Annotated in this window: 19 protein-coding genes; 8 read left to right on the top strand and 11 right to left on the bottom strand. The window is 67.9% G+C overall.

The window, feature by feature from the left end; all coding sequences use genetic code 11:
* A partial coding sequence (locus N7367_RS14410; protein WP_279942641.1) for a DnaJ C-terminal domain-containing protein occupies positions 1-876 on the bottom strand: 876 nt, incomplete at its 3' end.
* Positions 877-1,137: 261 nt separating this feature from the next.
* Here N7367_RS14410 and N7367_RS14405 point away from each other — a divergent pair.
* Positions 1,138-1,620: a peroxiredoxin gene (locus tag N7367_RS14405; RefSeq protein ID WP_279942640.1), complete on the top strand. Its 483-nt coding sequence runs from the start codon at positions 1,138-1,140 to the stop codon at positions 1,618-1,620.
* A 29-nt stretch (positions 1,621-1,649) separates the two neighbouring features.
* Positions 1,650-2,225: a ferritin-like domain-containing protein gene (locus N7367_RS14400; protein WP_111186363.1), complete on the top strand. Its 576-nt coding sequence runs from the start codon at positions 1,650-1,652 to the stop codon at positions 2,223-2,225.
* A 42-nt stretch (positions 2,226-2,267) separates the two neighbouring features.
* Here the strand turns inward: N7367_RS14400 and pbpC are convergent, their stop codons facing one another.
* The 7 genes from pbpC to prpB all read right to left on the bottom strand — a co-directional run bounded on the left by pbpC (position 2,268) and on the right by prpB (position 17,386).
* Positions 2,268-4,649 (bottom strand): penicillin-binding protein 1C, encoded by a 2,382-nt coding sequence (gene pbpC, locus N7367_RS14395; RefSeq protein ID WP_111186364.1) that lies wholly within the window; start codon positions 4,647-4,649, stop codon positions 2,268-2,270.
* A 49-nt stretch (positions 4,650-4,698) separates the two neighbouring features.
* Positions 4,699-9,606: an alpha-2-macroglobulin gene (locus tag N7367_RS14390; protein ID WP_279942639.1), complete on the bottom strand. Its 4,908-nt coding sequence runs from the start codon at positions 9,604-9,606 to the stop codon at positions 4,699-4,701.
* A gap of 179 nt (positions 9,607-9,785) precedes the next feature.
* Positions 9,786-11,246 carry a bifunctional 2-methylcitrate dehydratase/aconitate hydratase gene (locus N7367_RS14385; RefSeq protein ID WP_128987995.1) on the bottom strand — a complete coding sequence of 487 codons (1,461 nt, stop codon included), beginning with the start codon at positions 11,244-11,246 and terminating at the stop codon, positions 9,786-9,788.
* A 99-nt stretch (positions 11,247-11,345) separates the two neighbouring features.
* Entirely contained in the window at positions 11,346-12,530 is a 1,185-nt protein-coding gene (gene prpF / locus N7367_RS14380) for a 2-methylaconitate cis-trans isomerase PrpF (RefSeq protein ID WP_053518644.1), read from the bottom strand.
* A gap of 51 nt (positions 12,531-12,581) precedes the next feature.
* Positions 12,582-15,200: a Fe/S-dependent 2-methylisocitrate dehydratase AcnD gene (gene acnD, locus N7367_RS14375; RefSeq protein WP_279942637.1), complete on the bottom strand. Its 2,619-nt coding sequence runs from the start codon at positions 15,198-15,200 to the stop codon at positions 12,582-12,584.
* Between the two features lie 98 nt (positions 15,201-15,298).
* A complete protein-coding gene (gene prpC, locus N7367_RS14370) occupies positions 15,299-16,456 on the bottom strand; it encodes a 2-methylcitrate synthase (protein ID WP_053518648.1) in 1,158 nt (385 codons plus the stop codon).
* Positions 16,457-16,492: 36 nt separating this feature from the next.
* The gene (gene prpB / locus N7367_RS14365) at positions 16,493-17,386 is read right to left on the bottom strand and encodes a methylisocitrate lyase (protein ID WP_053518670.1); all 894 of its coding nucleotides are present in this window, start codon (positions 17,384-17,386) and stop codon (positions 16,493-16,495) included.
* A 154-nt stretch (positions 17,387-17,540) separates the two neighbouring features.
* Between prpB and prpR the strand changes: the two genes are divergently transcribed.
* A complete protein-coding gene (prpR, locus tag N7367_RS14360) occupies positions 17,541-19,124 on the top strand; it encodes a propionate catabolism operon regulatory protein PrpR (RefSeq protein WP_279942636.1) in 1,584 nt (527 codons plus the stop codon).
* Positions 19,125-19,171: 47 nt separating this feature from the next.
* On the opposite strand, the gene aacA is transcribed toward prpR, so the two are convergent.
* Together aacA and pdxH are read right to left on the bottom strand one after the other, a co-directional pair.
* Positions 19,172-19,639 carry an aminoglycoside 6'-N-acetyltransferase gene (aacA, locus tag N7367_RS14355; protein WP_065182632.1) on the bottom strand — a complete coding sequence of 156 codons (468 nt, stop codon included), beginning with the start codon at positions 19,637-19,639 and terminating at the stop codon, positions 19,172-19,174.
* Complete coding sequence (gene pdxH, locus N7367_RS14350) at positions 19,636-20,235, bottom strand: pyridoxamine 5'-phosphate oxidase (protein ID WP_053518654.1); 600 nt, start codon at positions 20,233-20,235, stop codon at positions 19,636-19,638. Before pdxH ends, aacA begins: the two co-directional genes overlap by 4 nt.
* Before the next feature lie 40 nt (positions 20,236-20,275).
* Here pdxH and N7367_RS14345 point away from each other — a divergent pair, with 40 nt between their 5' ends.
* Positions 20,276-21,103, top strand: a complete 828-nt coding sequence (locus N7367_RS14345) for a kinase (RefSeq protein WP_065182630.1) — start codon at positions 20,276-20,278, stop codon at positions 21,101-21,103.
* A 6-nt stretch (positions 21,104-21,109) separates the two neighbouring features.
* Here N7367_RS14345 and N7367_RS14340 read toward each other — a convergent pair whose 3' ends face one another.
* Complete coding sequence (locus tag N7367_RS14340) at positions 21,110-21,313, bottom strand: dodecin family protein (RefSeq protein WP_053518657.1); 204 nt, start codon at positions 21,311-21,313, stop codon at positions 21,110-21,112.
* A gap of 98 nt (positions 21,314-21,411) precedes the next feature.
* Here N7367_RS14340 and N7367_RS14335 point away from each other — a divergent pair, with 98 nt between their 5' ends.
* From N7367_RS14335 to hemE, 4 genes are all read left to right on the top strand, one after another.
* Complete coding sequence (locus N7367_RS14335; protein ID WP_065174808.1) at positions 21,412-21,954, top strand: shikimate kinase; 543 nt, start codon at positions 21,412-21,414, stop codon at positions 21,952-21,954.
* On the top strand, positions 21,951-23,063 hold the full coding sequence (aroB, locus tag N7367_RS14330) for a 3-dehydroquinate synthase (RefSeq protein WP_065182629.1): 1,113 nt from the start codon (positions 21,951-21,953) through the stop codon (positions 23,061-23,063). Before N7367_RS14335 ends, aroB begins: the two co-directional genes overlap by 4 nt.
* Before the next feature lie 79 nt (positions 23,064-23,142).
* Positions 23,143-23,382, top strand: a complete 240-nt coding sequence (locus tag N7367_RS14325) for a WGR domain-containing protein (protein WP_053518663.1) — start codon at positions 23,143-23,145, stop codon at positions 23,380-23,382.
* Positions 23,383-23,418: 36 nt separating this feature from the next.
* Positions 23,419-24,492 (top strand): uroporphyrinogen decarboxylase, encoded by a 1,074-nt coding sequence (gene hemE / locus N7367_RS14320; protein ID WP_279942634.1) that lies wholly within the window; start codon positions 23,419-23,421, stop codon positions 24,490-24,492.
* The last annotated feature ends 63 nt before the right edge of the window (positions 24,493-24,555 follow it).

The raw sequence follows: 24,555 nt of genomic DNA, 5'->3' as shown, positions 1-24,555 counted from the left end.
TTCGCCGAAGGCCTTGGCCAGGTTGCGGTATGCCTTCTTCTGCGCTTCGTCGGTGGCGGCCGGGGCAATGATCTCCAGCTCGACGATCTGATCGCCATCGGGATTGCCCGGCAGGCCGCGGCCGCGCAGGCGAAGCTTGCGACCGGCTTCGGAATCGGCCGGAATCTTCAGCTCCACCGCGCCGCCCAGCGTGGGCACGCTGATGCTGGTGCCCAGCGCTGCCTGCCAGGGCGTGACCTGCAGCGAATACAGGATGTTGCGGCCATCGACCTCGAACTGCGGGTGTGCGGCGTACTCCACCTCCAGCAGCAGGTTGCCACCGTGGTTGCCCTGCCCCGCCAGACGGATCACCTGGCCGGGACGGATGCCCTTGGGCACGCGCACATCCAGCTGCCTGCCGTTGACGGTGATGCGCAGGCTGTCGCCGTTGTAGGCGGCCTCCAGCGGCACCGACAGCTTGGCGCGGGTATCGCGGTTGGGTGCATGCCCCTGGCTGCTGAATCCCGGGCCCGGTCCCTGGCCACCGCGCTGGCGGGCGAACAGACTCTCGAAGAAGTCGCTGAAGCCGCCATTGGGGCCACCACCGCCGAACACTTCCTCGAAATTGAAACCACCGCCACCGTAGTTCGGCGGCACATTGAATTCCTCGCCCGGCCGGTAGCCCTGCGCGCGCAGCTGGTCATAGGCCGCGCGCTTTTCCGGATCGCGCAGCGCCTCATAGGCTTCATTGACCGCCTTGAACCTGTCTTCGGCCCCGGCCTCCTTGCTGACGTCCGGGTGGTACTTGCGTGCCAGCCGGCGGTATGCAGTCTTGATCTCCGCATCACCCGCACTCGGTTCCACCCCCAGGGTGGCGTAGTAATCCTTGAATTCCATCCAGCTACCTCGATTCGCTTCGGCCGCGCCGGTGGCGCCGCCCCGGGTTCATTCTACGCGCCGGCGATGCTACGCCGCCCCTCGTGCGGCCCCGGTGAGGCCGACTGATCCTGCGCAATGCGCCTGCCATCGGCCTGCGCCACGCTGTGGCTGGAACCCTGGCGCGTGCCCCCTGAAGATGGGGCCTGCACGCGGGGTTTCCAATGTCTTGACGCCCCTGTCCCATCCCGCCCACTAGCCTGCCCCAGCAAGGAGTCCATCATGACCATCCATGTCGGCGACCGCATTCCGGAAGTGACCCTCAAGCGCATCCGCGAGGGCATCGAGACGCTCGATACGCACTCGCTGTTCGACGCCCGCAAAGTGGTGCTGTTCGCCGTGCCCGGCGCCTTCACCCCCACTTGCTCGGCCCGCCACCTGCCCGGCTTCGTCGAGAAGTTCGAGGCGTTCCGCCAGCGCGGCATCGAGGTCTACTGCATGGCGGTCAACGATCCGTTCGTGATGAAGGCCTGGGCCGCTGACCAGCACGTACCCGAGGGCCTGCTGATGCTGTCCGACGGCAATGCCGAACTGACCCGCGCGCTGGGCCTGGAACTGGATGCCAGTGCTTCGGGCATGGGCATCCGCTCGCGCCGGTTTGCCCTGTACGTGGACGACGGCGTCGTCCGCGCGGCCTGGATCGAGCAGCCCGGGCAGTTCGAAGTGTCCACGGCCGAGTACGTGCTGGAGCACCTGCCCACCTGATCTTCCACCGCAAGAGGAAACGGCCAGCCATGTCCAATACGCCAGCCAACGCCACCACGTCTGCCCACCCGCTTCCCGGCATCAGCGACCGCAAGGTCCTGCGCGAACGCGCGCGGCGCAATCTTGAAGATGGCGCGATCACCGAAAGCTACAGTGCCGACCGCGAGGCCGTGATCAAGCTGCTCAACGACGCCCTCGCCACCGAGTATGTCTGCGTGCTGCGCTACTACCGGCATTACTTCACCGCCAAGGGGATGCTGGCCGATGCGGTCAAGGCCGAGTTCCTTGAGCATGCGCAGCAGGAACAGGCGCATGCTGGCAAGCTGGCCGAACGCATCGTCCAGCTCGGCGGCGAGCCGGACCTCAATCCGGACACGCTGAGCGCGCGTTCGCATGCCGAGTACAAGGAGGGCAGCGACCTGCGTGACATGGTCCGCGAGAATCTGGTCGCCGAACGCATCGCCATCGACAGCTATCGCGAGATGATCGACTTCATCGGTGATCGCGACACGACCACCAAGCGCATCCTCGAGGAGATCCTGGCGCAGGAGGAAGAACACGCCGATGAGTTCGCCGACCTGCTGGACGGGTGGATCGGGGAATAGCGCTGCGCGTATCGGATATCGCGTGCCGGCCGGGGCCGGCACCTACCGGAGGACGTTGAAACGCACCTGCGTCCATGCGCCATCGGCGGCCAGTGCGGTCAGCGTATGGGCGCCCGGCTCGGCGAACTCGCGCTGCATCAGCTGAGATCCCCGGGTCTGTGCGATCCAGCGGCCATCCAGCAGCCAGTCCACTGCCTGCTCGCTGCCCAGCGCGCGCAGCTGCAGGCGCACGCCGTGTTCGGCATTGGGCGCGCGCGCCAGCGTGGCCCCGTCATTCAGACCGTCCACGTGCAGCGCCACGCTGGCCTCACGGCCATCGTCGCGGCAGTCCGGTGACAGCGCCGGCAGCTGCGACAGCTCCCGGGTCGCCTTCGGCAGCCACGGCGACAGCAGCGCCGGCCAACGGGCGATTTCGCGCGCCACCTCCTCATGAGGCAGACGACAATCGGCCGAGACGCGTAGACCGGTGCGTGCATCTGCCAGGTAGCGCTGACGGCCCGGTTGCCAACGCCGGGCTTCGCGCTCGGGGAACGTGAGCGGTACGGCGCCGTCGAGCAGGTACGCCGGCATCCGCCGCTGGCACACGGCCGGCGGCAATCCTTCGGCGCGTTCACCGGTCGGCCAGCAGATGTCGCCCTGGCTGACGCTGGCCGGCATCGGTGCCGCCGCCGAATCGCCACGCTGGCGCGGCAGACTGTCGACCACCTCGAACATCAGCGGCAGCGCGGTGACCGCGCCGTACTGGCCCGGCAGGGGCGTGCCGTCGGGCCGCCCCACCCATACGCCCACGGTGTAATGCCGCGTGCTGCCGATGGCCCAGGCATCGCGGTAGCCGTAACTGGTCCCGGTCTTCCAGGCAACGCGGGGGCGCCCTCCCACATCGAAGGTGCCCACGCCATACCCCGGACGCGGGTTCGACTCCAGCATCTCGCGTACGATCCAGCTCGCCCCCGGCGACGCCAGCCGCCGCTCGATCATCGGCTCGTCATCGGTGTAGCGCACGCGGCCGGCGATACCGTTGCGGTTCAGTGCGGCGAATGCCCCGACCAGATCTTCCAGCCTCGCGCCGGTGCCACCGAGTATCAGCGAGAGATTGGGGGGGCTGCCCGCGGGAAACCGCAGCTGGATACCGGCGTGTGACAGGCGCGCGGCAAAGCGCGCGGCGCCGACCCGCTGCAGCAGGTCCACCGAGGGTACGTTGAGCGACAGACGCAACGCACTGGAGGCGCCGATCGGGCCATTGAACGCCATGTCGAAGTTGCCCGGACGGTAGCTGCCGAAGCTCTGCGGCGCGTCCACCAGCAGGCTCTCCGAGTGGATCAGGCCGTCATCCAGCGCCATCGCGTACAGGAACGGCTTGAGGGTCGAACCCGGCGAGCGCCAGGCCTGAACCATGTCGACGTGGCCCAGGCGCTGGCGGTCGCCGAAGGACAGCGTTCCCACGTAGGCGCGCGCCTGCAGGGTCTGGTTGTCGACCACCAGCAATGCCGCCGACGTCCGCTCCGGCAGGCTCGAGAAATAGCTGGCCACGCGCTCTTCCAGTGTGCGCTGCAGGCCGATGTCGATGCTGCTCCGGATGCGCGCCTGGCCGGGGTGTGCCGCATGCAGCCGCTGCGCCAGCAGTGCCGCATGCAGCGGCGGTCGCAGCGACCGCGCCACCACGTTCTCGATGCGTGCATCCTCCACCTCATCCGGTGTCCACGCCCCCCGTTCGGCCATGCGTGCCAGCACCTTGTCACGTGCCTTCTGCGCCGCTTCCGGATGGCGGTCCGGGCGCAGGCGGCTGGGTGCCTGTGGCAGCACCGCCAGCAACGCGGCCTCGGCATGTGACAGCTGCGCGGCCGGCTTGCCCAGGTAGGCCCAGCTGGCAGCCTCCACGCCCTCGATGGTGCCGCCGTAGGGCGCACGCTCCAGATACAGGGCCAGGATCTCCCGCTTGGAAAGATGCACTTCCAGCTGCAGGGCCCGCAGCACCTGCTTGAGCTTGCCCCACGGGGTACGCGAATGCGGGTCGAGGATGCGTGCCACCTGCATGGTCAGGGTCGAGCCACCGGAAACGATGCGGCCGCCGCGCAGCAGCTGGCCGCTGGCACGCAGGATCGCCAGCGGGTTGATGCCCGGATGGCGCCAGAACCAGCGGTCCTCGTAGGTCAACAACGCCTGCAGGTACAACGGCGAGACGCTGTCGATCGAGGCCGGATAGCGCCACACGCCCTCGGCATCGGCGAACGCACGCAGTGGCGTGCCGTCGGCAGCCACCACCAGGGTGCTGGTGTCGCGCTGCTTCGGCAGTGGCGGCGGGAAAACGACGTCCAGTACCAGCAGCAGCGTCAGCAGACCCGCCGTTCCCCAGCGCAGCCACGGCCACAGCGGCCGCAGCCGGCGGCGCAGGTCCGCCTGCCGGGTCGTCATCGCGTTCTTCATTGCAGGTTGCCAGCAGGACGGGCCGCGCCGTCGCGGCCCGTCCGCGCGGTCACGGCTGCACCACCGTGATCGTGGTCGGGTTGCTGCGGCCGACGCCACGCAGCTGCGGCCGGTACATGTCTTCCACCAGCGGCGGCGGCACCGAGTAGGTGCCCGGGGTCACCGCACGCACCAGGTAGAACACATTGGCCTTTCCGCCGCGCGAGAGCTTGAGCGCAGCCACGTAACGGTCGTCGCGGAACTCCTCATGCTTGGTATCGGCCGCGTCACCGCGGTCGCTGATGGTGATGCCATCGACGACCACGTCCGCCCACTGCTTGGCATCGCCCAGGTTGAAGTTCTCGATCTCCAGGCCGGCCGGCAGCAGGTCGGTCAGCAGCGCATCCGGCATGGTGGTGTCGGCACTGACGGTGACCCGCACGATCAGCGCTTCGCCTTCCTTCAGCGGGCGCGGCGACCACGGCTTGCCGTCGGTACCGAAGTAGCTGCGCTCGACACCGATCACACTGTTGTCCGGCGCGGGCGCACTGCGCGGGATGCCCGCCACATCGATGCTGGCGAACATCGGGGGCTGGCCCTGCGGAGTGAAGCGCACTCCGCTGGCCAGTTCGCTGGCGCTGAAGGTGCGGCCGAACAGCTTGCGCTCGCTGATCGATTCACTGTTGCCACCGATCACCAGCTCGCCGGCTACCAGTGCCTTCTGGTTGGCCGCCAGCGCCTTGCCGAGGCGGGCAATGGCGACCTGCTCCTGCGTGCTCAGCCACATCCAGCCGGCGTTGCGGCGCGCATCCAGGCCGCGGCCGAGATCAACCGCACGCGCATCCCATGCCGGCTTCGCCAGCTTGTTCTCGTGGGTCAGCGCGATCATCAGCGCATCATCACGGATCGCGCTGCCGTAGTCGCCGAAGTACGACGGGCGCTCGCTGCTGGACTTGGCGAAGGCAGCTTCCAACGCGGCCTGGCCACGCTTGGCGTCGCCCTGCAGCGACAGCGCCACACCCAGGTGGACCAGCGACAGGCCGCCGACCGCCTTGCTGCGCTCGTTGTCGTACAGCGTGCGCAGCGTACCCAGCGGCGCACGGTTGACCCGGGCCAGCACGTAGCCGGAATACGCCTGGTTGGCGAACTTCAGTTTCTCGCGCTCGTCCTGCCCGTAGAACGGGTTGCCGCCGGACAGCAGATCCTCGCTGAGACGGTTCAGTGCCTTCTGCAGCACGTTGTCCGGTACGGCGAAGCCGGCATCCCGGGCATCGAGCAGGAACTCGGCGATGTACGGGGTCAGCCACGGGTTCACATAACCATCGTCGCCCCACATCGAGAAGTTGCCGTTGGCCACCTGCATCGACGCCAGGCGGCCGAACGCGCCCTCCATGCGTTCGCGGCGGGTCTTGGCGTCCAGGCCGTCTGCGCCGAGCATCGACGACGTGGCCTGATCCAGGATCAGCGCAGCGTAGCCCTTGCTGGTGGTCTGCTCGGCGCAGCCATACGGGTAATTCAGCGCGCCCTGCAGGGCACTGGCAAACGGAATCGGGGGCAGCGGGCTGACCAGCAGGCGCGCATTGACCGACTCGGACATCAGGCCATCGGCCAAACCGCTGTCGAGGCTGACCGCCGCCAGCGGGTCGAGCGTGCGTACCTGCGAGCGCAGCACCTGCGGCCATGCCGCACGCACCGGCAGGTCGTAGCGGCGGTCGGCCTTGAAGCCATTGCCTTCCACACGCACCCGCACCTTCGCCACGCTGTGGCCTTCGCGTGCCGACAGCGGGAAGCTCAGCGTGGTCTTCGCATCGGCGTTGAGCTGCACGCTGCGGCTGCCCTCGCCAAGGGCCAGCGGTCCCTCGCTGTCCACGCGCACGTTGAACTGGCCGGGCTTGCCGGTGAAGTTCTGCACGTCCAGCGTCACGGTGCTGCGGTCGCCCGGGGCGAGCACGCGCGGCATGCTGGCCTCGGCCAGGATCGGTGCGCGCACCACCGTTTCCACGTCGCGCTTGCCGTACTGGTCATCGCTGTACACCAGCGCCGACACGCGCAGCGTGCCGTTGAAGTCCGGCACCTTGAGGCGGATGCGGGCATTGCCCTTGGCATCAAGCTGTACCGGGCCGGAGAACAGATCCACGGTCTGCACGCGCGCGGTCGGCCGCTTGGCCTGAGGCAGGGACTGCAGCGCCATGTCACCGCCGAACTTCAGCTTGCCGGCGCCGCCGTCGAAGCTCTCGATCACCCGGCTGTAGATGTCATAGGCATCGATGCCGAGGCGGCGCTGGGCGAAGAAGTGCGCGCCGGCATCGGGCACGGGGAAACGGGTGATGTTGAGGATGCCCACATCCACCGCCGATACGGTAACGTGCGCGGCCTTGCCGGCCAGCTGCGGTGCGCTGACCGTCACCGGCAGATCCTGTTCCGGGCGCATCTGCTTCGGCGCCACCAGGCCGACGGCCACGGTGCGGCCCCTGCGGTCCATCGGTACGTGCACCACGCCGACAGCGCGCGCCGGGGTGATCTTGCTCGGCGCACTGCCGCCCCGGAACACCAGCGCGGTGATGTAGACATCGTGGCGCTCCCAGTCAGCGGTGACCGGGATGTTGAAGGTGGCACCGGGTTTGGCGTCGATGTCCTGCACGTACAGCATGCGATCGGTCTCGACCATCAGGATGCCCTTGCCGGCATGCGGCGGCGTCACCGTCACCTGCAGCGTATCGCCCGCCTTGTAGCCGGTCTTGTCCAGGCCCAGCTTGACCTTGTCCGGACGCGCATCGAGACCGCGATTGTCATCGCCCCAGCTCCAGCCGGCACGGAACGGATAGCGACTGGTCAGGCCGGTGCCCGGATCGAACACGTCCACCCGGTACTCGCCCCACTCGACCGGGACATCGAACGCCACCGCGCTGCTGCCGGCATCGACCGTGCGGGTTTCCTTGTTCTCGAACCGACGGGTGAAATCGTAGTCCCAACGGTTGTCGTTGAAGGTCCAGTGATAGTCACGCAGCTCGCGCACCAGGGTGATCTTCAGGCCCTTGGCCGGCTGCGGCCGGCCGGCCGCGTCCACGCGCACCAGTTCGAAGCGTGCGTTGCTGTTGGAGTCGGCACCATCGTCGGGGTTGAACAGCGGACGCACGCCGACCAGCGCATTGGCCGGCCACATCACCCGCTTCAGGGTGCGGGTCACGGTCCGCCCACCGGTCTCGTACAGGCTGCCGGACAGCACCACCGCGATCGGCGCCTTGGCCTTGGCCGCTTCTTCCGGCAGCGTCACGTCCTCGCGCAGCTGGCCGTTGGCCGGCAGCGTCGTGTCGATCACGTCCTTGGCCTCGCGCGGAAGCTGCAGGGTCGGGTCGCCGAAGAAGTAGCCCGGCACTCCCTCGACCGGCTGCTGTTCGGCTGCCACGGCCAGGCGCGCGGTGAAGCGGTTGCCGTCAGCCGGCGCGCCGTACAGATACGCGCCATCGGCCTGCAGACGAAGATCTTCGCCCGGCTTGAGCGTCTTCTGCGGGCTGTCCAGGTCCAGCTTCATCCGTTCGGGCAGGAACTCTTCGATGCGCAGGGTCATGCCCTGGATCGCTTCCTTGCTGGCCGGATCGGTACGGAACTCCACCTGCCAGCGTCCTGTCGGCGCCTCGGCCGGGATGACCTGCTCGAAGGCGATGTAGCCCTGCTCGCCCGGCTGCAGGCGGGTCTCGCGGAAGGTCTTGCCGTCGGGCTGCTTCAGGCGCAGGAACACCGGCTGCGACTTGACCGGCTTGCCATCATTGTCGCGCAGCAGCGCGGACAGGCGCACGGTCTCGCCCGGCCGATAGAGGTCGCGGCCGGACCATGCGTAGACATCGAACCAGGCATTGTCACGGCCGGCAACGGCAAACTCGCTCAGGTCCAGGGCCGGCTGGTTGAAGGGCAGGAAGCTGGTGTCGCGACCACTGCTGGCCACCAGCACGTGGGTGGCGTCGAGCGTGTAGTTCAGCAGCGCATTGCCGTTGCCATCGGTACTGCCCTTGAGCACCACCTCGCCTTTGCCGTCGAGCACGCGCAGCTCGACGTTCTTCAGCGGTGCTCCGTCCTTCAGTCCGGCGGTGTGGACGAACAGCTTGTCCTTGTAGGCGCGCGTGTGCAGGCCGATGTCGCTGACCGAGAAGAACGCCGTGTCGAACTCGCCCTCGTAATCGCCCGTGCGCTTGAGCAGTGCGAAGTACAGGCCCGGCTCCTGCAGCTCCTTGATGTCCTGGGTTGGCAGGTAGGTCAGCACCCGCTCGTTCTGCTTGCCGCCGAGGATGAAGCGGTTGACGTAGACCGGCTCGGCCAACGCATTGATCGGGCTGCGCTCGTAGTCGCTGCTCAGTTCCCAGCTGCCACGACGGCCGCCGCGCTGGTACTGGCTGAAGAAGGTCGGCAGATCCTTCTCGCGCACGCGCAGGAATTCGACGTCGACCTCGGGAACATTCACGGAGACAACCGGCAGGCCGCGGCTGTCCTTGGCCGGCAGCACGCTGCCCTGCGAGGCGAAGCCGGCCACCGGCTTCAATTCGCCACTGAACACCTTCTGCTTCAGCTCCTTGCCCAGCCGGCTGCCATCGGCGGCCAGCAGGTCCGGCGATACCACCAGGCTGAACTCCTTGCCGGCTTCGACGAACGGATAGCGCAGGGTCAGTCCGTCATCGGACAGGGTCCAGCTGCTGTCGTCGGTGCCGACCTTCTCTTCGAAGCGCACCAGCGTGTCGAAATCCTGCGTGCCGACCAGCGGGCGCGAGAACTCCAGCGCCAGCGACAGGCCGTCGTTCTTCTGGTCCGGGTAGGCGCGCAGCAGGGTGAACTCCTTCACCTGCTCGGCCTGGGTGGTAATGGCCTCGCCACTGGCCTTGGGCAGCTGCCCGCTGTCGTTGCGGCAACCGGCCAGACCCAGCAACAGGCCTCCTGCCAGTACCGCCGCCGCCCATCCCCACCGCTTGCGCCGTGCCGGACCGCTCATGTCGTCACTCCTTGATCGAGGCGGCCATTATAGGCGCGCCGCGTCAAGGTGTTGGCGCGGATCCGGCAGGAATACATCGGAACGGTAGCGCCGGGCCATGCCCGGCGGTCCCGGTAGCGGCCGACCCTGGTTGGCGTTGGGCCCGTGCCAACCAAGGTTGGCACCTACCAAGGCGCGCCCTACCCCGGCCGGTACAGATCCACGTAGTCGGTCACCGGCATGGCCGCCAGCGCCACCGGGTCCAGCGAGGCCGCCAGGATGCGCTGCTGCTGGGTGGTGGGGAACCGATGGGCCAGATGCCGCCGGAACTTGTCCATCAACAGGGGCATGCCCTCGTCGCGTCGCCGGGCGTGGCCGAGCGGGTACTCGACCAGGACCTCCGGCAGCTCGCTGCCGTCGTTGAAGCGGACGGTCAGGCCGTTGGCAATGCTGCGCTTGTCCGGGTCCAGGTAATCCGCACTGAGCTGCGGGTCTTCGTGGCAGGTCATCCGCGCGCGCAGCGCATCGATGCGTGGGTCAGCAGCGACATCGTCCTCGTAGTCCTCGGCCACCAGCCGCCCATGCAGCAGCGCGATGGCGACCATGTACTGCACGCAGTGGTCGCGGTCGGCCGGATTGTGCAGCGGGCCGCGCTTGTCGATGATGCGCATGCAGGCCTCCTGCGTGCGGATGGTGATATGCGCGATGTCATCGACGCTGCGCCCGCCTGCCCGCAGCTGCGCGTGCAGCGCGACCGCGGCCTCCACTGCGGTCTGGCCGTGGAACTCGGCGGGAAAACTGATCTTGAACAACACGTTCTCCATCACGTAGCTGCCCAGTGACCGCCCCAGCGTCACCGCCTGGCCGTGCATGGAGACCGCTTCGAAGCCCCAGGTGGGAGCGCTCAACACGCTGGGATACCCCATCTCGCCGCTGGCCGCCATCAGCGCCAGGCGCACGCCGCGGCTGGTGGCATCGCCGGCGGCCCAGCTCTTGCGCGAACCGGTGTTGGGCGCATGCCGGTAGGTCCGCAGCGCCTGGCCATCGACCCAGGCCAGCGACAGCGCATTGAGCATGCGCTCGCGATCCAGCCCAAGCAGGCGGGCGACCACGGCGGTGGTGGCGACCTTCACCAGCACCACGTGGTCCAGCCCGACCCGGTTGAAGGAATTCTCCAGGGCCAGCACGCCCTGGATCTCGTGCGCCTTGATCATCGCCACCAGCACATCGTGCACGGTCGGCGGCGGACGACGCAGGGCCACGGCATTGCGCCCCAGCCAATCGCAGACGGCCAGGATGCCACCGAGATTATCCGACGGATGACCCCACTCGGCGGCCAGCCAGGTGTCGTTGAAGTCGAGCCAGCGCACCATCGCGCCGATATTGAACGCCGCCTGCACCGGATCCAGCACGTAGTGCGTTCCCGGCACGCGCGCGCCGTTGGTCACGCTGATGCCCGGCACCAGCGGCCCGAGCAGCTTGCTGCAGGCCGGGAAGGACAGCGCTTCCAGGCCGCAACCGAGGGTATCCAGCAGGCAGTAATGCGCGGTCTGGAATGCCAGTGGCGAGTCGATGCGCACGTCGCGCACGTAATCGACGATGTCCACCAGCAGCGCATCCCACGCGGCACGTTCGTTGGACGGGGTGTGGCTGTCGGACATCGTCTGTTCTCCGCTGACGCCGGACCACGCCCGGCGGTTCATGGGCGGGCCCTGCCGCGCTCGCCGGGCATGGCCCGGCGCAACCGCCATGGTCCCGCGTTACAAGGTGTCGGCCGGTACCCGCACGCTGCCTTCCATCAATACACGGGCGCTGCGGCTCATGATGGCCTTGGTCACTGTCCACTGGCCGTCAACGAGACCGGCCTGGGCGCCCACGCGCAGCGTGCCGGACGGATGCCCGAAGGTCACGGCCTCGCGCTGGCCACCGCCGGCGGCACGGTTGACCAGCGTGCCCGGAATCGCAGCAGCGGTACCGATCGCCACGGCGGCAGTGCCCATCATCGCGTGGTGCAGCTTGCCCATCGACAGCGCACGCGCATGCAGATCGATGGCCGATGCCGGGATTGCCTTGCCGCTGGACGATACATAGTCCTGTGCCGGTGCCACGAACGCCACTTTGGGCGTGTGCTGGCGGGTCGCCGCTTCTTCCAGCGTCGAGATCAGGCCCATGCGCAACGCACCGTGCGCGCGGATGCTCTCGAACTTCTGCAGGGCGGCCTTGTCGTCGTTGATCGCCGGCTGCAGCTCGGTACCGCTGTAGCCCAGATCGGCCGCATTGAGGAAGATGGTCGGGATGCCGGCGGTGATCATGGTCACCTCGAAACTGCCCACGCCCGGCACATCCAGGGTATCGACCAGGTTGCCGGTCGGGAACATCGCGCCCGCGTCGCCATCGTCGGAGGGATCGATGAACTCCAGCTGGATCTCGGCGGCCGGGAAGGTCACGCCATCCAGCTCGAAATCACCGATCTCCTGCACCTCGCCATTGCGCATCGGCACGTGGGCGATGATGGTCTTGCCGATGTTGGCTTGCCAGATGCGCACGGTGCACAGGCCGTCGCGCGGCACCCGGGCCGGATCGATCAGGCCGTTGGCGATGGCGAACGGACCCACCGCAGTGCTGAGGTTGCCACAGTTGCCGCTCCAGTCGACGAACGCGGTGTCGATCGAAACCTGGCCGTACAGATAGTCCACATCGTGATCGGGCACGGACGCACTGGAGATGATCACACACTTGCTGGTGCTGGACGTGGCCCCGCCCATGCCATCGGTGTGCTTGCCATAGGGATCGGGCGACCCGATCACGCGCATCAGCAGCGCATCACGTGCCGGGCCCGGCACCTGTGCGGCTGCGGGCAGGTCCTGCAGGCGGAAGAACACGCCCTTGCTGGTGCCACCGCGCATGTAGGTGGCGGCAATGCGGAGTTGCGGAAGAAAGCTCATGGAACGGTTCCTTGCAATGAAAGACGGCCCGTTGCCGGGCCGTCGGTTGTCTCATGCCACCCGGGCACCTTCGAGGAAATCCTGGGCGAAGCGCTGCAGTACACCGCCCGCTTCGTAGATCGCCACTTCCTCGTCGCTGTCCAGGCGACAGGTGACCGGCACGATGATGTCCTGCCCATCGCGGCGGTGGATGACCAGGGTCAGGTCGGCGCGCGGCGTGCGCTCGCCCACCACGTCGAAGGTCTCGGTACCGTCGATGCCCAGGGTCAGCCGGGTGGTGCCCGGCTTGAACTCCAGCGGCAGCACGCCCATGCCGATCAGGTTGGTGCGGTGGATGCGCTCGAAGCCTTCCGCCGCGATCGCTTCCACGCCGGCCAGACGCACGCCCTTTGCTGCCCAGTCACGCGAGCTGCCCTGGCCGTAGTCGGCACCGGCGATGATGATCAGCGGCTGCTTGCGCTCCATGTAGGTCTCGATCGCCTCCCACATGCGCATCACCCTGCCCTCCGGCTCCACCCGCGCCAGCGAGCCCTGCTTCACGCTGCCGTCGTCGTTGCGCACCATCTCGTTGAACAGTTTCGGGTTGGCGAAGGTGGCGCGCTGCGCGGTCAGGTGGTCGCCGCGGTGGGTTGCGTAGGAATTGAAGTCCTCTTCCGGCAGGCCCATCTTCGCCAGGTATTCGCCGGCGGCACTGGAGGCCAGGATTGCGTTGGACGGCGACAGGTGGTCGGTGGTGATGTTGTCCGGCAGCACCGCCAGCGCGCGCATGCCCGCCAGCGTGCGTTCACCGGCCAGCGCCCCCTCCCAGTACGGCGGGCGGCGGATGTAGGTGCTCTGGGGGCGCCAGTCATACAGCGGACTGACCGCCGCACCCTGCTCCACGCGCACGTTGAACATCGGGTTGTAGACGCTGCGGAACTGCTCGGGCTTCACCGCCGCCTTCACCACCGCATCGATCTCGGCATCGCTCGGCCAGATGTCCTTCAGGCGCACCTCGTTGCCGTCGGCGTCCACGCCAAGCACGTCCTTCTCGATGTCGAAGCGCATGGTGCCGGCAATGGCATAGGCGATCACCAGCGGCGGCGATGCCAGGAAGGCCTGCTTTGCGTAAGGATGGATGCGGCCATCGAAGTTGCGGTTGCCCGACAGCACGGCGGTGGCATACAGGTCGCGGTCGATGATTTCCTGCTGGATCGCCGGATCCAGCGCACCGCTCATGCCGTTGCACGTGGTGCAGGCGAACGCGACGATGCCGAAGCCGAGCTTTTCCAGCTCCGGCAGCAGGCCGGCCTCTTCCAGATACAGCTGCACCGCTTTTGAACCCGGGGCCAGCGACGACTTGACCCACGGCTTGCGCAGCAGGCCGCGCTCGTTGGCCTTGCGCGCCAGCAGGCCGGCGGCGATCACGTTGCGCGGGTTGGAGGTGTTGGTGCAGCTGGTAATGGCGGCGATGATCACCGCGCCATCAGGCATCAGGCCCCGCAGCTGCTCGGCCTTGCCGGCATCGAGCTTGGCTGCGTCGGCGATGCCGCGCTCGGCCAGCTCGGCCACCGGCAGGCGGCGATGCGGATTGCTCGGGCCCGCCATGTTGCGGACCACGCTGGACAGGTCGAAGCGCAGCACGCGCTCGTACTGCGCCGTGGCCAGCGCATCGGCCCACAGACCGGTGCTGCGTGCGTAGTTCTCCACCAGCGCCACCTGCGATTCCTCGCGGCCGGTCAGGCGCAGGTAATCGATGGTCTGCCCGTCGATGTAGAACATCGCCGCGGTCGCGCCGTATTCCGGGCACATGTTGGAGATGGTGGCACGGTCACCGATGGTCAGCGCGGCCGCACCCTCGCCGAAGAATTCAAGCCAGGCGCCCACCACGCGTTCCTTGCGCAGGAACTCGGTCAGGGCCAGCACCACGTCGGTGGCGGTGATCCCTGGCTGTGGCCGACCGGTCAGTTCCACGCCGATGATGTCGGGCAGGCGCATCCACGACGCGCGGCCGAGCATCACGTTCTCGGCCTCCAGGCCGCCGACACCGATGGCGATCACGCCCAGCGCATCGACGTGCGGGGTATGGCTGTCGGTGCCCACGCAGGTATCCGGGAAGGCCACGCCGTCCTGCACGTAGATCACCGGCGACATCTTCTCCAGGTTGATCTGGTGCATGATGCCGTTGCCCGGCGGAATCACATCCACGTTCTGGAACGCCCGCTTGGTCCAGTCGATGAAATGGAAGCGATCCTCGTTGCGGCGATCCTCGATGGCGCGGTTCTTCTCGAATGCCTGCGGATCGAAACCACCGCACTCCACCGCCAGCGAGTGATCAACGATCAGCTGTACCGGCACCACCGGGTTGACCTTGGCCGGATCGCCGCCCTTGTCGGCGATCGCATCGCGCAGGCCGGCGAGATCCACCAGCGCGGTCTGGCCGAGAATGTCATGGCACACCACGCGCGCCGGGAACCAGGGAAAATCCAGGTCGCGGCGACGTTCGATCAGCTGCGTCAGCGAGGCGGTGAGCATCGCCGGATTGCAACGCCGTACCAGGTTCTCGGCCAGCACGCGCGAGACATACGGCAGCGTGGCGTAGGCGCCGGGCTGGATCGCATCGACCGCAGCGCGCGCATCGAAGTAGTCCAGCGGGGTGCCGGGGAGGGTCTTGCGGTAATCGGTATTCATGGGCTGGCGGAATGCTTGGGGCGGGCCGGATGCCGGCGAGCGGCAATGAAGGCATCCGGCCGGCACTGGGCCGACCGGATGGATGGATCACGCGGCGGTCAGGCGCGCTTGTCGATGGCCACGAACTCGCGATCTTCCGGGCCGATGTAGTTCGCGCTCGGACGGATGATCTTGCCGTCGATGCGCTGCTCGACGATGTGCGCGCTCCAGCCGGCGGTGCGGGCGATGACGAACAGCGGGGTGAACATCGCGGTCGGCACGCCCATCATGTGGTAGCTGACGGCGCTGAACCAGTCCAGGTTCGGGAACATTTTCTTGATGTCCCACATAACCGTCTCCAGGCGCTCGGCGATGTCGTACATCTTCATGCTCGACTGCTCTTCGGACAGCTCACGGGCGACGTCCTTGATCACCTTGTTGCGCGGGTCGGACACGGTGTACACCGGGTGGCCGAAGCCGATCACCACTTCCTTGCGCTCGACGCGGGCCTTGATGTCCTCTTCGGCCTCATCCGGGCTGTCGTAGCGCTTCTGCACCTCGAAGGCCACTTCGTTGGCGCCGCCGTGCTTGGGGCCGCGCAGCGCGCCGATGCCACCACAGATCGCACTGTACATGTCGCTGCCGGTACCGGCGATGACACGGCAGGTGAAGGTGGACGCATTGAACTCATGCTCTGCGTACAGGATCAGCGAGGTGTGCATCGCCTTCACCCACGAATCCTGTGGCTTCTCGCCGTGCAGCAGGTGCAGGAAGTGGCCACCGATGGAATCGTCATCGGTCTCCACGTCGATGGCGCGGCCGTTGTGGCTCCAGTGGTACCAGTACAGCAGCATCGAGCCGAGGCAGGCCATCAGCTTGTCGGCGATGTCGCGTGCACCCGGATGGTTGTGGTCATCCTTTTCCGGCGCCACGCAGCCGAGCACCGACACGCCAGTGCGCATCACGTCCATCGGGTGTGCCGACGGCGGCAGTTCTTCCAGCGCGGCTTTCACCGCGGCCGGGATGCCACGCAGCGACTTCAGCTTGGCCTTGTACGAAACCAGCTCGGCGCGGGTCGGCAGCTTGCCGTGCACCAGCAGGTACGCGATTTCCTCGAATTCGCTGGTGTTGGCCAGATCCAGGATGTCGTAGCCACGGTAGTGCAGGTCATTGCCGCTGCGACCGACGCTGCACAGCGCGGTGTTGCCGGCGGCAGTGCCGGACAGGGCGACGGATTTCTTCGGCTTGAAGGTCGGGGTTGCGGTCGTATCGTTCATGTTTCCCTCCGAAAACTTGATGGTGCAGGGTACTGCTTATTTCTTGGCGGCGAACAGTGCGTCGAGCTGCTGCTCGAACGCGTGGTAGCCGATGCGGTCGTACAGTTCTTCGCGGGTCTGCATGGCGTCGACCACGCTGCGCTGGTGACCGTCGCGGCGCACCGCCTGGTAGACGTTCTCCGCCGCCTTGTTCGCCGCGCGGAACGCCGACAGCGGGAACAGCTGGATGGCGACCCCGGCCGAGGCCAGCTCGTCGCGGCTGAACAGCGGCGTCGCACCGAATTCGGTGATGTTGGCCAGCACCGGCACCTTCACCGCATCGACGAAGCGGCGGTAGGTGTCCAGATCGTAGGCAGCCTCGGCGAAGATGCCATCAGCGCCCGCTTCGACACAGGCGATGGCGCGCTCGATGGCCTTGTCCACGCCGTCCACCTGGATGGCATCGGTGCGTGCGATCAGGAAGAAATCCGGATCGGTCTTTGCATCAGCGGCGGCCTTCACGCGGTCGACCATCTCACCCTGCGAAACGATCTCCTTGCCGGGACGGTGACCACAGCGCTTGGCGCCCACCTGGTCCTCGATGTGGCAGGCGGCCGCGCCGGCCTTGATCAGCGACTTCACGGTGCGCGCGATGTTGAACGCGCTGGGTCCGAAGCCGGTATCGATGTCCACCATCAGCGGCAGGTCGCAGACGTCGGTGATGCGGCGCACGTCCACCAGCACGTCTTCCAGGGTGTTGATGCCCAGGTCCGGCAGGCCCAGCGAGCCTGCGGCAACACCACCGCCGGACAGGTAGATGGCGCGGAAGCCGGCGCGCTTGGCCAGCAGGGCGTGGTTGGCGTTGATCGCACCGATCACCTGCAGCGGCGATTCGGCGGCCAGAGCCTCGCGGAAGCGGGCACCGGCGGAAGAAGGGGCGGAAGCGGTCATGCGGCAATCCATGTTGAGGAACAGGTGGGAGGCGCAAGCACCATGCCAAGCTGCAAGCGATTGATTTCAAAGGCATGACCGGCTGACAGCCATGAAACATATGAAACATTGAAACAGATGTATCATGAAACACTCCCGTGCCGGTGTCCGCCCCATGTATCTGCCCCGCTCGCCCCTGCGCCATGCCGACGCCGACCCCGGTCGCCCGGTGATCTGGACGGTCAGCGTTTCGCGGCTGACCGGCCTGCTGGGTGACGTCATTCCCGAGTTCGACCGCCGCGCGCGCATCGAGCAGATCAACCTCGGCTTCGAAGAGGCGGTGGAGGTGATCGGCCAGCGCCTGCGCCGCGAGCACTGCGACGTGGTGATTGCCGGTGGCTCGAACGCGGCCTGGCTGCGCAGTCGGCTCGACCTGCCGCTGGTGCCGATCCAGGCCAACGGCTTCGACCTGATGGAGGCTCTGGCGCGCGCGCGCCGCATCGCCGCACGCATCGGCCTGGTCACCCATGCCAGCGACGTGCCGGTGTTCAGCGGCTTCCAGCAGAGCTTCGGCCTGGATATCGAGCACCGCCGCTTCGTCACCCGCGAAGATGCGCGCGACTGCATCGCCGATCTGCGTGCCAACGGCATCGAAGTGATCGTCGGCACCGGGATGGCCATCGACCATGCCGAGCAGGCCGGGCTGCCGGGCGTGCTGCTGTATTCGGCCGACTCGGTACGGCAGGCCTTCGAGCATGCGCTGGAACTGACCCAGACCCTGGCACGCTCGGTGGGTCCACGCCCCACCGTGCGGCGCAGTGCCGCCCCGCGCGGCGATGCATACGCGCTGCTCGGCGACAGCGAGGCGATGGCGCAGGTGCGCGCACAGATCGCGCTCTATGCACCGCACGACAGCACCGTGCTGGTCACCGGCGAGACCGGTACCGGCAAGGAACTGGTGGCACGGCAACTGCACGCCGCCAGCGGCCGGCGCGGTCGTTTCGTCGCGCTGAACTGCGGCGCGATCAGCGAATCGCTGCTGGAAGCCGAACTGTTCGGCTACAGCGATGGCGCCTTCACGGGCGCACGTCGTGGCGGCCGGGTCGGCCTGGTCGAAGCGGCCGATGGCGGCACACTGTTCCTTGACGAGATCGGCGAGCTGCCCTTGCCGCTGCAGACCCGCCTGCTGCGCGTACTGGAAGAACGTGAAGTGCTGCGCGTCGGCGCCACCGAACCAACACCCGTGGACCTGCGGGTGGTGGCCGCGACGCTGCAGTCGCTGGAGCATCGCGCAGCTGCCGGCAGCTTCAGGCGCGACCTCTACTACCGGCTGGCGGCACTGCGCATCGCACTGCCCCCGCTGCGTGCCCGGCGCGCTGACATCCCGCTGCTGACCCGGCACTTCTTCCGCCAGCTGCGCGGTATCGACGCCCCCCTGGACCAGGACGCGATGGCAGTGCTGGGTGCCGCCGACTGGCCGGGCAATGTGAGAGAACTGCGCAATCTGGTCGACCGCCTGCGCATCCACTGGCAGCCGGCAGACGGGATGATCGACGCTGGGCGCCTGCTGCAGCTCGCGCCGGAACTGGCGCGCGAAAGCACCCCGTCCCTGCGGCTGGAAAGCAATGGCAGGCGCCCGGCACGGGCCCAGCTGCAGGCGCTGCTGCGGGAACACCGCAATGACCGCGAAGGCATGGCCCAGGTGCTCGGCGTGTCACGCACCACCTTGTGGCGCTGGCTGCGCGCGGAAGGACTGTAGGCAGGCGCAGCGCGGACCGCGCGGCGCGCCGCCAGCCAAGGTTGGCACTACCCCCGCGTGGCCGCGTCCAGCGGCATGCGGAAATAGACCACCCGCTCGGTCTCTTCAAAGCCACAGGCGCGGTGTGCCGCGTGCGCCTCTACGTCCTCCAGGCGGCTGTCCGAGGCCAGCTCGCTGCAGCCCGCGTCCCGCGTCCACGCCTGCACTTCCGCCAGCAGGGCACGGCCGACAGCGCGGCCCTGCCACTGCGGCGTTACATACCAGCCTTCCAGGAACCCGACCGGCGAGGAACCGGTGCCGTTCACATAGTCGTGGCGCAGGCGCACCTCGGCGAAACCGACCGCCTCACCATCAGCCGCGCACGCCAGGAACACCGCACCTTCCGGATCGGCCAGCGACTGCGCCAGCTCCTCCAGTGGATCATCGGCGTCGGGCCACAGGCCCACGCGCAGCTGCGACCATGCAGCGGCATCGGCCGGTGTGGCCTGGCGGATCGTGGCAGCGCAGCCGCTCACGGATACAACAGGCGCTTGCTCCAGCGCCCCTCGGCGCCGGCTTCATAGCACCACCGCTCGTGCAGGCGGAACTGCGCGCCGTACCAGAACTCGATGCGGTCGGGCACCACGCGCAGGCCACTCCAGCCGTCCGGACGCGGCACGTCCTTGCCCTCGAAACGTGCCTCGACCTCGGCCACGCGCGCATCGAACTCTTCGCGCGTTGCAAGCGTCTTCGACTGCTGCGAGGCCCACGCGCCGATCTGGCTCATGCGCGGACGGCTGGCGAAATAGGCGTCTGCTTCCGCATCGGCCACCTGTTCGACACGGCCTTCGATGCGCACCTGGATGCCGGCCTCGCGCAGGCTGCGCCACAGGAACAGCAGGGCCGCCTGCGGATTGGCCCGCAGCTCCTGGCCCTTGTGGCTGTCCAGGTGGGTATAGAACACGAAGCCACGCTCATCGAAGGCCTTCAGCAGCACGGTGCGCGCCGATGGACGACCGTGCAGGTCGGCACTGGCCACGGTCATCGCGTTGGGCTCGACCTCGCGGCTCTGTTTGGCCTCGTCGAACAGGGCCGCAAACGTGGACAGGGCTTCGGCGTACAGGTCGCTCATGATTGCGTTCTTCTCACACGGATTGATCTATTGTGGCGGCATGGTCGCTGCTGCGTATATGCCCCAGGTGAAAGGATTTCCCGAAACATTGGCCGAGCAGGCACTGGATGATGCGCTGGGCAGCGGCGCGGCGGTTCCAGTATTGGCGATCAGCGGGCTGCAGGGGAGCGGCAAATCGACGCTGGCCGAGCAGGTGGTGGCGCGCGCCCGGAACCGGGGCCTGAACGCCGCGACGCTGTCCATCGATGATGTCTACCTGACCCGCGCGCAACGGCAGCGGCTGGCACGCCAGGTCCATCCGCTGTTGATCACCCGGGGGCCGCCGGGCACCCACGACCTGCCGCTGGTCCACGCGCTGCTCGATGCCGCCGCCGCGCGCGAACCACTGGCGCTGCCGCGCTTCGACAAGCTGGCCGACGAGCGCCTGCCACAGGCGCAGTGGCCACGGCTGGAAAAGCCGCTGGACCTGCTGGTGTTCGAAGGCTGGTTCCTGGGCACACCGGCGCAGGAGGAATCCGAACTGGCTCAGCCGTTGAACGCCCTTGAACGTGATGCCGACAGCGATGGCCGCTGGCGCCACTGGTGCAACCAGGCCCTGGGCCGCGACTACCCGGCATTGTGGCAACGCTGTGACCGCCTGTGGTTCCTGCAGCCGCCGGACTTCTCGGTAGTACCGCGCTGGCGCTGGCAGCAGGAGCAGAACCTGCAGGCGGCCCAGCCCGGCCGGCATGGCATGACCCGGCCGCAGCTGGAGCGCTTCGTGCAGTACTTCGAGCGGGTCAGCCGGCAGGCGCTGCATGCACTGCCGGCCCTCGCCGACCGGGTGGTGGTGCTGGATGCGCAGCGCCAGATACAGGCACTGCGCTGAGGCCCCTCATTCCACCAGGAAGGTCACCCGCAGATTGACCCGCCATTCGGTGATCTCACCGCTGCCATTGGTGACCACCTTGGTCTCGTTGATCCAGGCCCCCTGGATGCCCTTCACGGTTCCGGAGACCTTCTTCAGGCCGCTGCGCACGGCATCCTCCACGCTCGTGGGCGAAGAGGCGGTGATTTCGATGACCTTGGCAACCGACATGGCCTGTACTCCGTTGAACGCGGGAATCCCCGCAGGAAGTCCCACCCTGACGTGAAGGACGTAAAGGCCGGGGCACGGAGGTGTTAGCATCAGGGCGCATGAATCCTGCTCCGAACCTGATCCTGATCGGCCCGATGGGCGCCGGCAAAACCTGCATCGGCCGCCGCCTCGCCGAGCGCTTCACGCTGGACTTCGTCGATGTCGACCAGTCCATCGTCGACGCCGCCGGAGCCAGCATTCCCACGATCTTCGAGCACTCCGGCGAAACCGGCTTCCGCAGCCTCGAGCGCGACGCGCTGGCCCGCCTCCTGCAGGGCCACGGCCAACTGGTCTCGACCGGCGGCGGAGCGGTACTGGACCCGGACAACCGGGCATTGATCGCCCGCCGTGGCTTCGTGGTCTACCTGCGCGTCAGCGTGACCGCGCAACTGGAACGGCTGGCCCGCGACAAGGCCCGGCCGTTGCTGCAGCGCCCCGACCGCGAGCAGGTGCTGCATGACCTGGCCGCCCATCGCGATCCGCTGTACCGCGAACTGGCCGACCTCACCCTTGATACCGACCCGTACACCGCTGCCGACGCCACCGCCCAGCTGGTCGTCAAGCTCGCCGCGCAATGGCAGCGCCAGGACCTGATCGCATGACTTCCCCCACTCCGCTGCAGGTCGCCGTTGGCGGTGACCGCCCTTACACCATCTCCATCGGCGCCGGCGTCCAGAGCAATGGCCCTGCCCTCGCCCGCCACGTGCGGGGGCGCCACGTCCTGCTGCTCAGCGACAGTGACGTCGCCCCGCTGTACCTGGCGCGGCTGAAGCAGACCCTGCTGGCCGCGCGTTCGGACCTGGTCGTCGGCGAACACGTGCTGGCTGCCGGCGAAGCCTCCAAGACCCTGGCCGAATTCGGCCGCGCCATCGAAGCGCTGGCAGCCCTGGGCGCCACCCGCGATGCCTGTGTGTTCGCGCTCGGTGGGGGGGTCGTCGGCGACCTGGCCGGCTTCGCCGCAGCCTGCTGGATGCGGGGCATCGACTGCGTGCAGCTGCCGACCACGCTGCTGGCGATGGTCGATTCGTCGGTGGGCGGCAAGACTGCCGTAGACATTCCTGCCGGCAAGAATCTGGTCGGCGCCTTCCATCCGCCGCGCGCGGTGGTGGCCGATACCGCGGTGCTGGCCACCCTGCCGCCGCGCGAGCTGCGCGCGGGGCTGGCCGAGGTGGTGAAGTACGGCGCACTGGGCGATGCGGATTTCTTCGACTGGCTGCAGCACCACGCCGACGCGCTGTCCGCTGGCGAGGACGCGGTGCTGGCCGAAGCCATCGCCCGCAGCTGCAGGCACAAGGCCGCCATCGTCGAGCGCGATCCGTTCGAGAAGGGGGAGCGTGCCCTGCTGAACCTCGGCCACACCTTCGGCCATGCCATCGAAACCGAACAGGGCTATTCGGCGCCGGGCCGCGATGCGCTGAACCATGGCGAGGCGGTGGCAGTGGGCATGGTGCTGGCGGCCAGGCTGTCCACCGATCTCGGCCTGGCCGACGATGCCGACCGCGCGCGCCTGCAGGCGCTGCTGGAAAGGCTCGGGCTGCCGGTCGCGATCCCGGCCGGCCTGGATCCGCAGGCCCTGCTCGGCCGCATGCGGCTGGACAAGAAGAACGTGGCCGGTCGACTGCGCCTGGTGCTCTGGCGCGGCATGGGTCGGGCCGAGGTGGTGCCGGACGTGGATGAAGCAGCGGTATTGAAGGTGCTGGGCCAGGGTTGATCGCTTCCGCGTTCGCCGGGCATGGCCCGGCGCTACCGCGTTGCGGCCGGGGTCACCCTGGCCCCGCTACAATCGGGCCATGCATGTCTACCTGCAACATCCCGAGGCCGGTGCGCAGGCACCGCGGTTCCTGCGCCTGAGCCTGCAGCCGGATCTTTTCGGCGGCTGGGAGCTGCTGCGCGAAAGCGGCCGCGTCGGTGGCCGCTCGCAGCTGCGCCGCGAGCTGTTCCTGCAGGCCGACGAAGCCCGCCACGCCTTCGAGAAGGCGCGCGATGCCGAACTGCATCGTGGCTTCCAGATCCTTTCGCACGGCGACTGACGCCGCTGCCCACCTTCGATCCAAGGAACGTTCAACGTGACCAGCCCTCTCCGCAACGATCGCCTGCTACGCGCTCTGCGCCGCGAACCGGTGGATTGCACGCCCGTCTGGCTGATGCGCCAGGCCGGCCGCTACCTGCCGGAGTACCGCGCGACCCGGGCCAAGGCCGGCAGCTTCCTGGCGATGGCCAAGAGCCCGGAGATCGCCTGCGAAGTCACCCTGCAGCCGCTGCGGCGTTTCCCGCTGGATGCCGCCATCCTGTTCTCGGACATCCTCACCATCCCCGACGCGATGGGGCTGGAGCTGTACTTCGTCGAAGGCGAAGGCCCCAAGTTCCGCCACCCGGTACGTGACGAAGCCGCCATCGCCAGGCTGGCGGTGCCGGACATGGAGCAGGACCTGGGCTACGTGATGGATGCGGTGCGCCTGATCCGCCGCGAGCTGGATGGCCAGGTGCCGCTGATCGGTTTCTCCGGCAGCCCATGGACACTGGCCTGCTACATGGTGGAAGGCGGCGGCAGCAAGGATTTCTCGCGCATCAAGGCCATGGCGCTGAACCACCCGCAGGCGCTGCACCGCCTGCTGGAGGTCACCACCGACGCGGTCATCGCCTACCTGGGCGCGCAACGCGCAGCGGGCGCACAGGCCCTGCAGGTTTTCGATACTTGGGGCGGCGTGCTGTCGCCGGCGATGTACCGCGAATTCTCGCTGCGCTACCTGCAGCGGATTGCCCAGGGCCTGGACCGTGGCGAAGGCAGCGAGCGTACGCCGCTGATCCTGTTCGGCAAGGGCACCGGCCTGCACCTGGAAGCACTGTCGCAGACCGGTGCGGATGCACTGGGCCTGGACTGGACGCTGGACCTGGACGAAGCGCTGCGCCGCACCGGTGGTCGCGTTGCCCTGCAGGGCAACCTCGACCCCACCACGCTGTACGCTTCGCCCGATGCGATCGCCACCGCTGCCGCGCGCGTGCTCGACACCTACGCCGCCGGCAATGGCGGGTCGCGCGAGGGCCACGTGTTCAACCTGGGCCATGGCATGTCACCGGACATGGACCCGGCCCACGTGCAGGTACTGGTCGACGCGGTGCACGCGCACAGCCAGCGCTGAGCAGTGCGCATGCGGTTGCGGCGCGATGTTGATCGCGCCGTGACCCGCAGTGCGCGATCATGG

Origin of the sequence: Stenotrophomonas sp. GD04145 (assembly GCF_029835135.1) — a bacterium.
Taxonomy (GTDB): Bacteria; Pseudomonadota; Gammaproteobacteria; order Xanthomonadales; family Xanthomonadaceae; genus Stenotrophomonas; species Stenotrophomonas maltophilia_P.
This window is presented reverse-complemented; position numbering and strand designations above follow the sequence as displayed.

What these genes read in the sequence shown, in the direction of transcription:
- pdxH (WP_053518654.1), bottom strand. Translation starts at nt 20,235, where the DNA reads ATGAGCGACCTGTACGCCGAAGCCCTGTCCACGTTTGCGGCCCTGTTC.
- N7367_RS14340 (WP_053518657.1), bottom strand. Translation starts at nt 21,313, where the DNA reads ATGTCGGTTGCCAAGGTCATCGAAATCACCGCCTCTTCGCCCACGAGC.
- N7367_RS14345 (WP_065182630.1), top strand. Translation starts at nt 20,276, where the DNA reads ATGGTCGCTGCTGCGTATATGCCCCAGGTGAAAGGATTTCCCGAAACA.
- N7367_RS14400 (WP_111186363.1), top strand. Translation starts at nt 1,650, where the DNA reads ATGTCCAATACGCCAGCCAACGCCACCACGTCTGCCCACCCGCTTCCC.
- prpF (WP_053518644.1), bottom strand. Translation starts at nt 12,530, where the DNA reads ATGAGCTTTCTTCCGCAACTCCGCATTGCCGCCACCTACATGCGCGGT.
- N7367_RS14385 (WP_128987995.1), bottom strand. Translation starts at nt 11,246, where the DNA reads ATGTCCGACAGCCACACCCCGTCCAACGAACGTGCCGCGTGGGATGCG.
- prpR (WP_279942636.1), top strand. Translation starts at nt 17,541, where the DNA reads ATGTATCTGCCCCGCTCGCCCCTGCGCCATGCCGACGCCGACCCCGGT.
- pbpC (WP_111186364.1), bottom strand. Translation starts at nt 4,649, where the DNA reads ATGAAGAACGCGATGACGACCCGGCAGGCGGACCTGCGCCGCCGGCTG.
- acnD (WP_279942637.1), bottom strand. Translation starts at nt 15,200, where the DNA reads ATGAATACCGATTACCGCAAGACCCTCCCCGGCACCCCGCTGGACTAC.
- prpC (WP_053518648.1), bottom strand. Translation starts at nt 16,456, where the DNA reads ATGAACGATACGACCGCAACCCCGACCTTCAAGCCGAAGAAATCCGTC.
- prpB (WP_053518670.1), bottom strand. Translation starts at nt 17,386, where the DNA reads ATGACCGCTTCCGCCCCTTCTTCCGCCGGTGCCCGCTTCCGCGAGGCT.
- N7367_RS14325 (WP_053518663.1), top strand. Translation starts at nt 23,143, where the DNA reads ATGCATGTCTACCTGCAACATCCCGAGGCCGGTGCGCAGGCACCGCGG.
- N7367_RS14390 (WP_279942639.1), bottom strand. Translation starts at nt 9,606, where the DNA reads ATGAGCGGTCCGGCACGGCGCAAGCGGTGGGGATGGGCGGCGGCGGTA.
- aroB (WP_065182629.1), top strand. Translation starts at nt 21,951, where the DNA reads ATGACTTCCCCCACTCCGCTGCAGGTCGCCGTTGGCGGTGACCGCCCT.
- N7367_RS14335 (WP_065174808.1), top strand. Translation starts at nt 21,412, where the DNA reads ATGAATCCTGCTCCGAACCTGATCCTGATCGGCCCGATGGGCGCCGGC.
- N7367_RS14405 (WP_279942640.1), top strand. Translation starts at nt 1,138, where the DNA reads ATGACCATCCATGTCGGCGACCGCATTCCGGAAGTGACCCTCAAGCGC.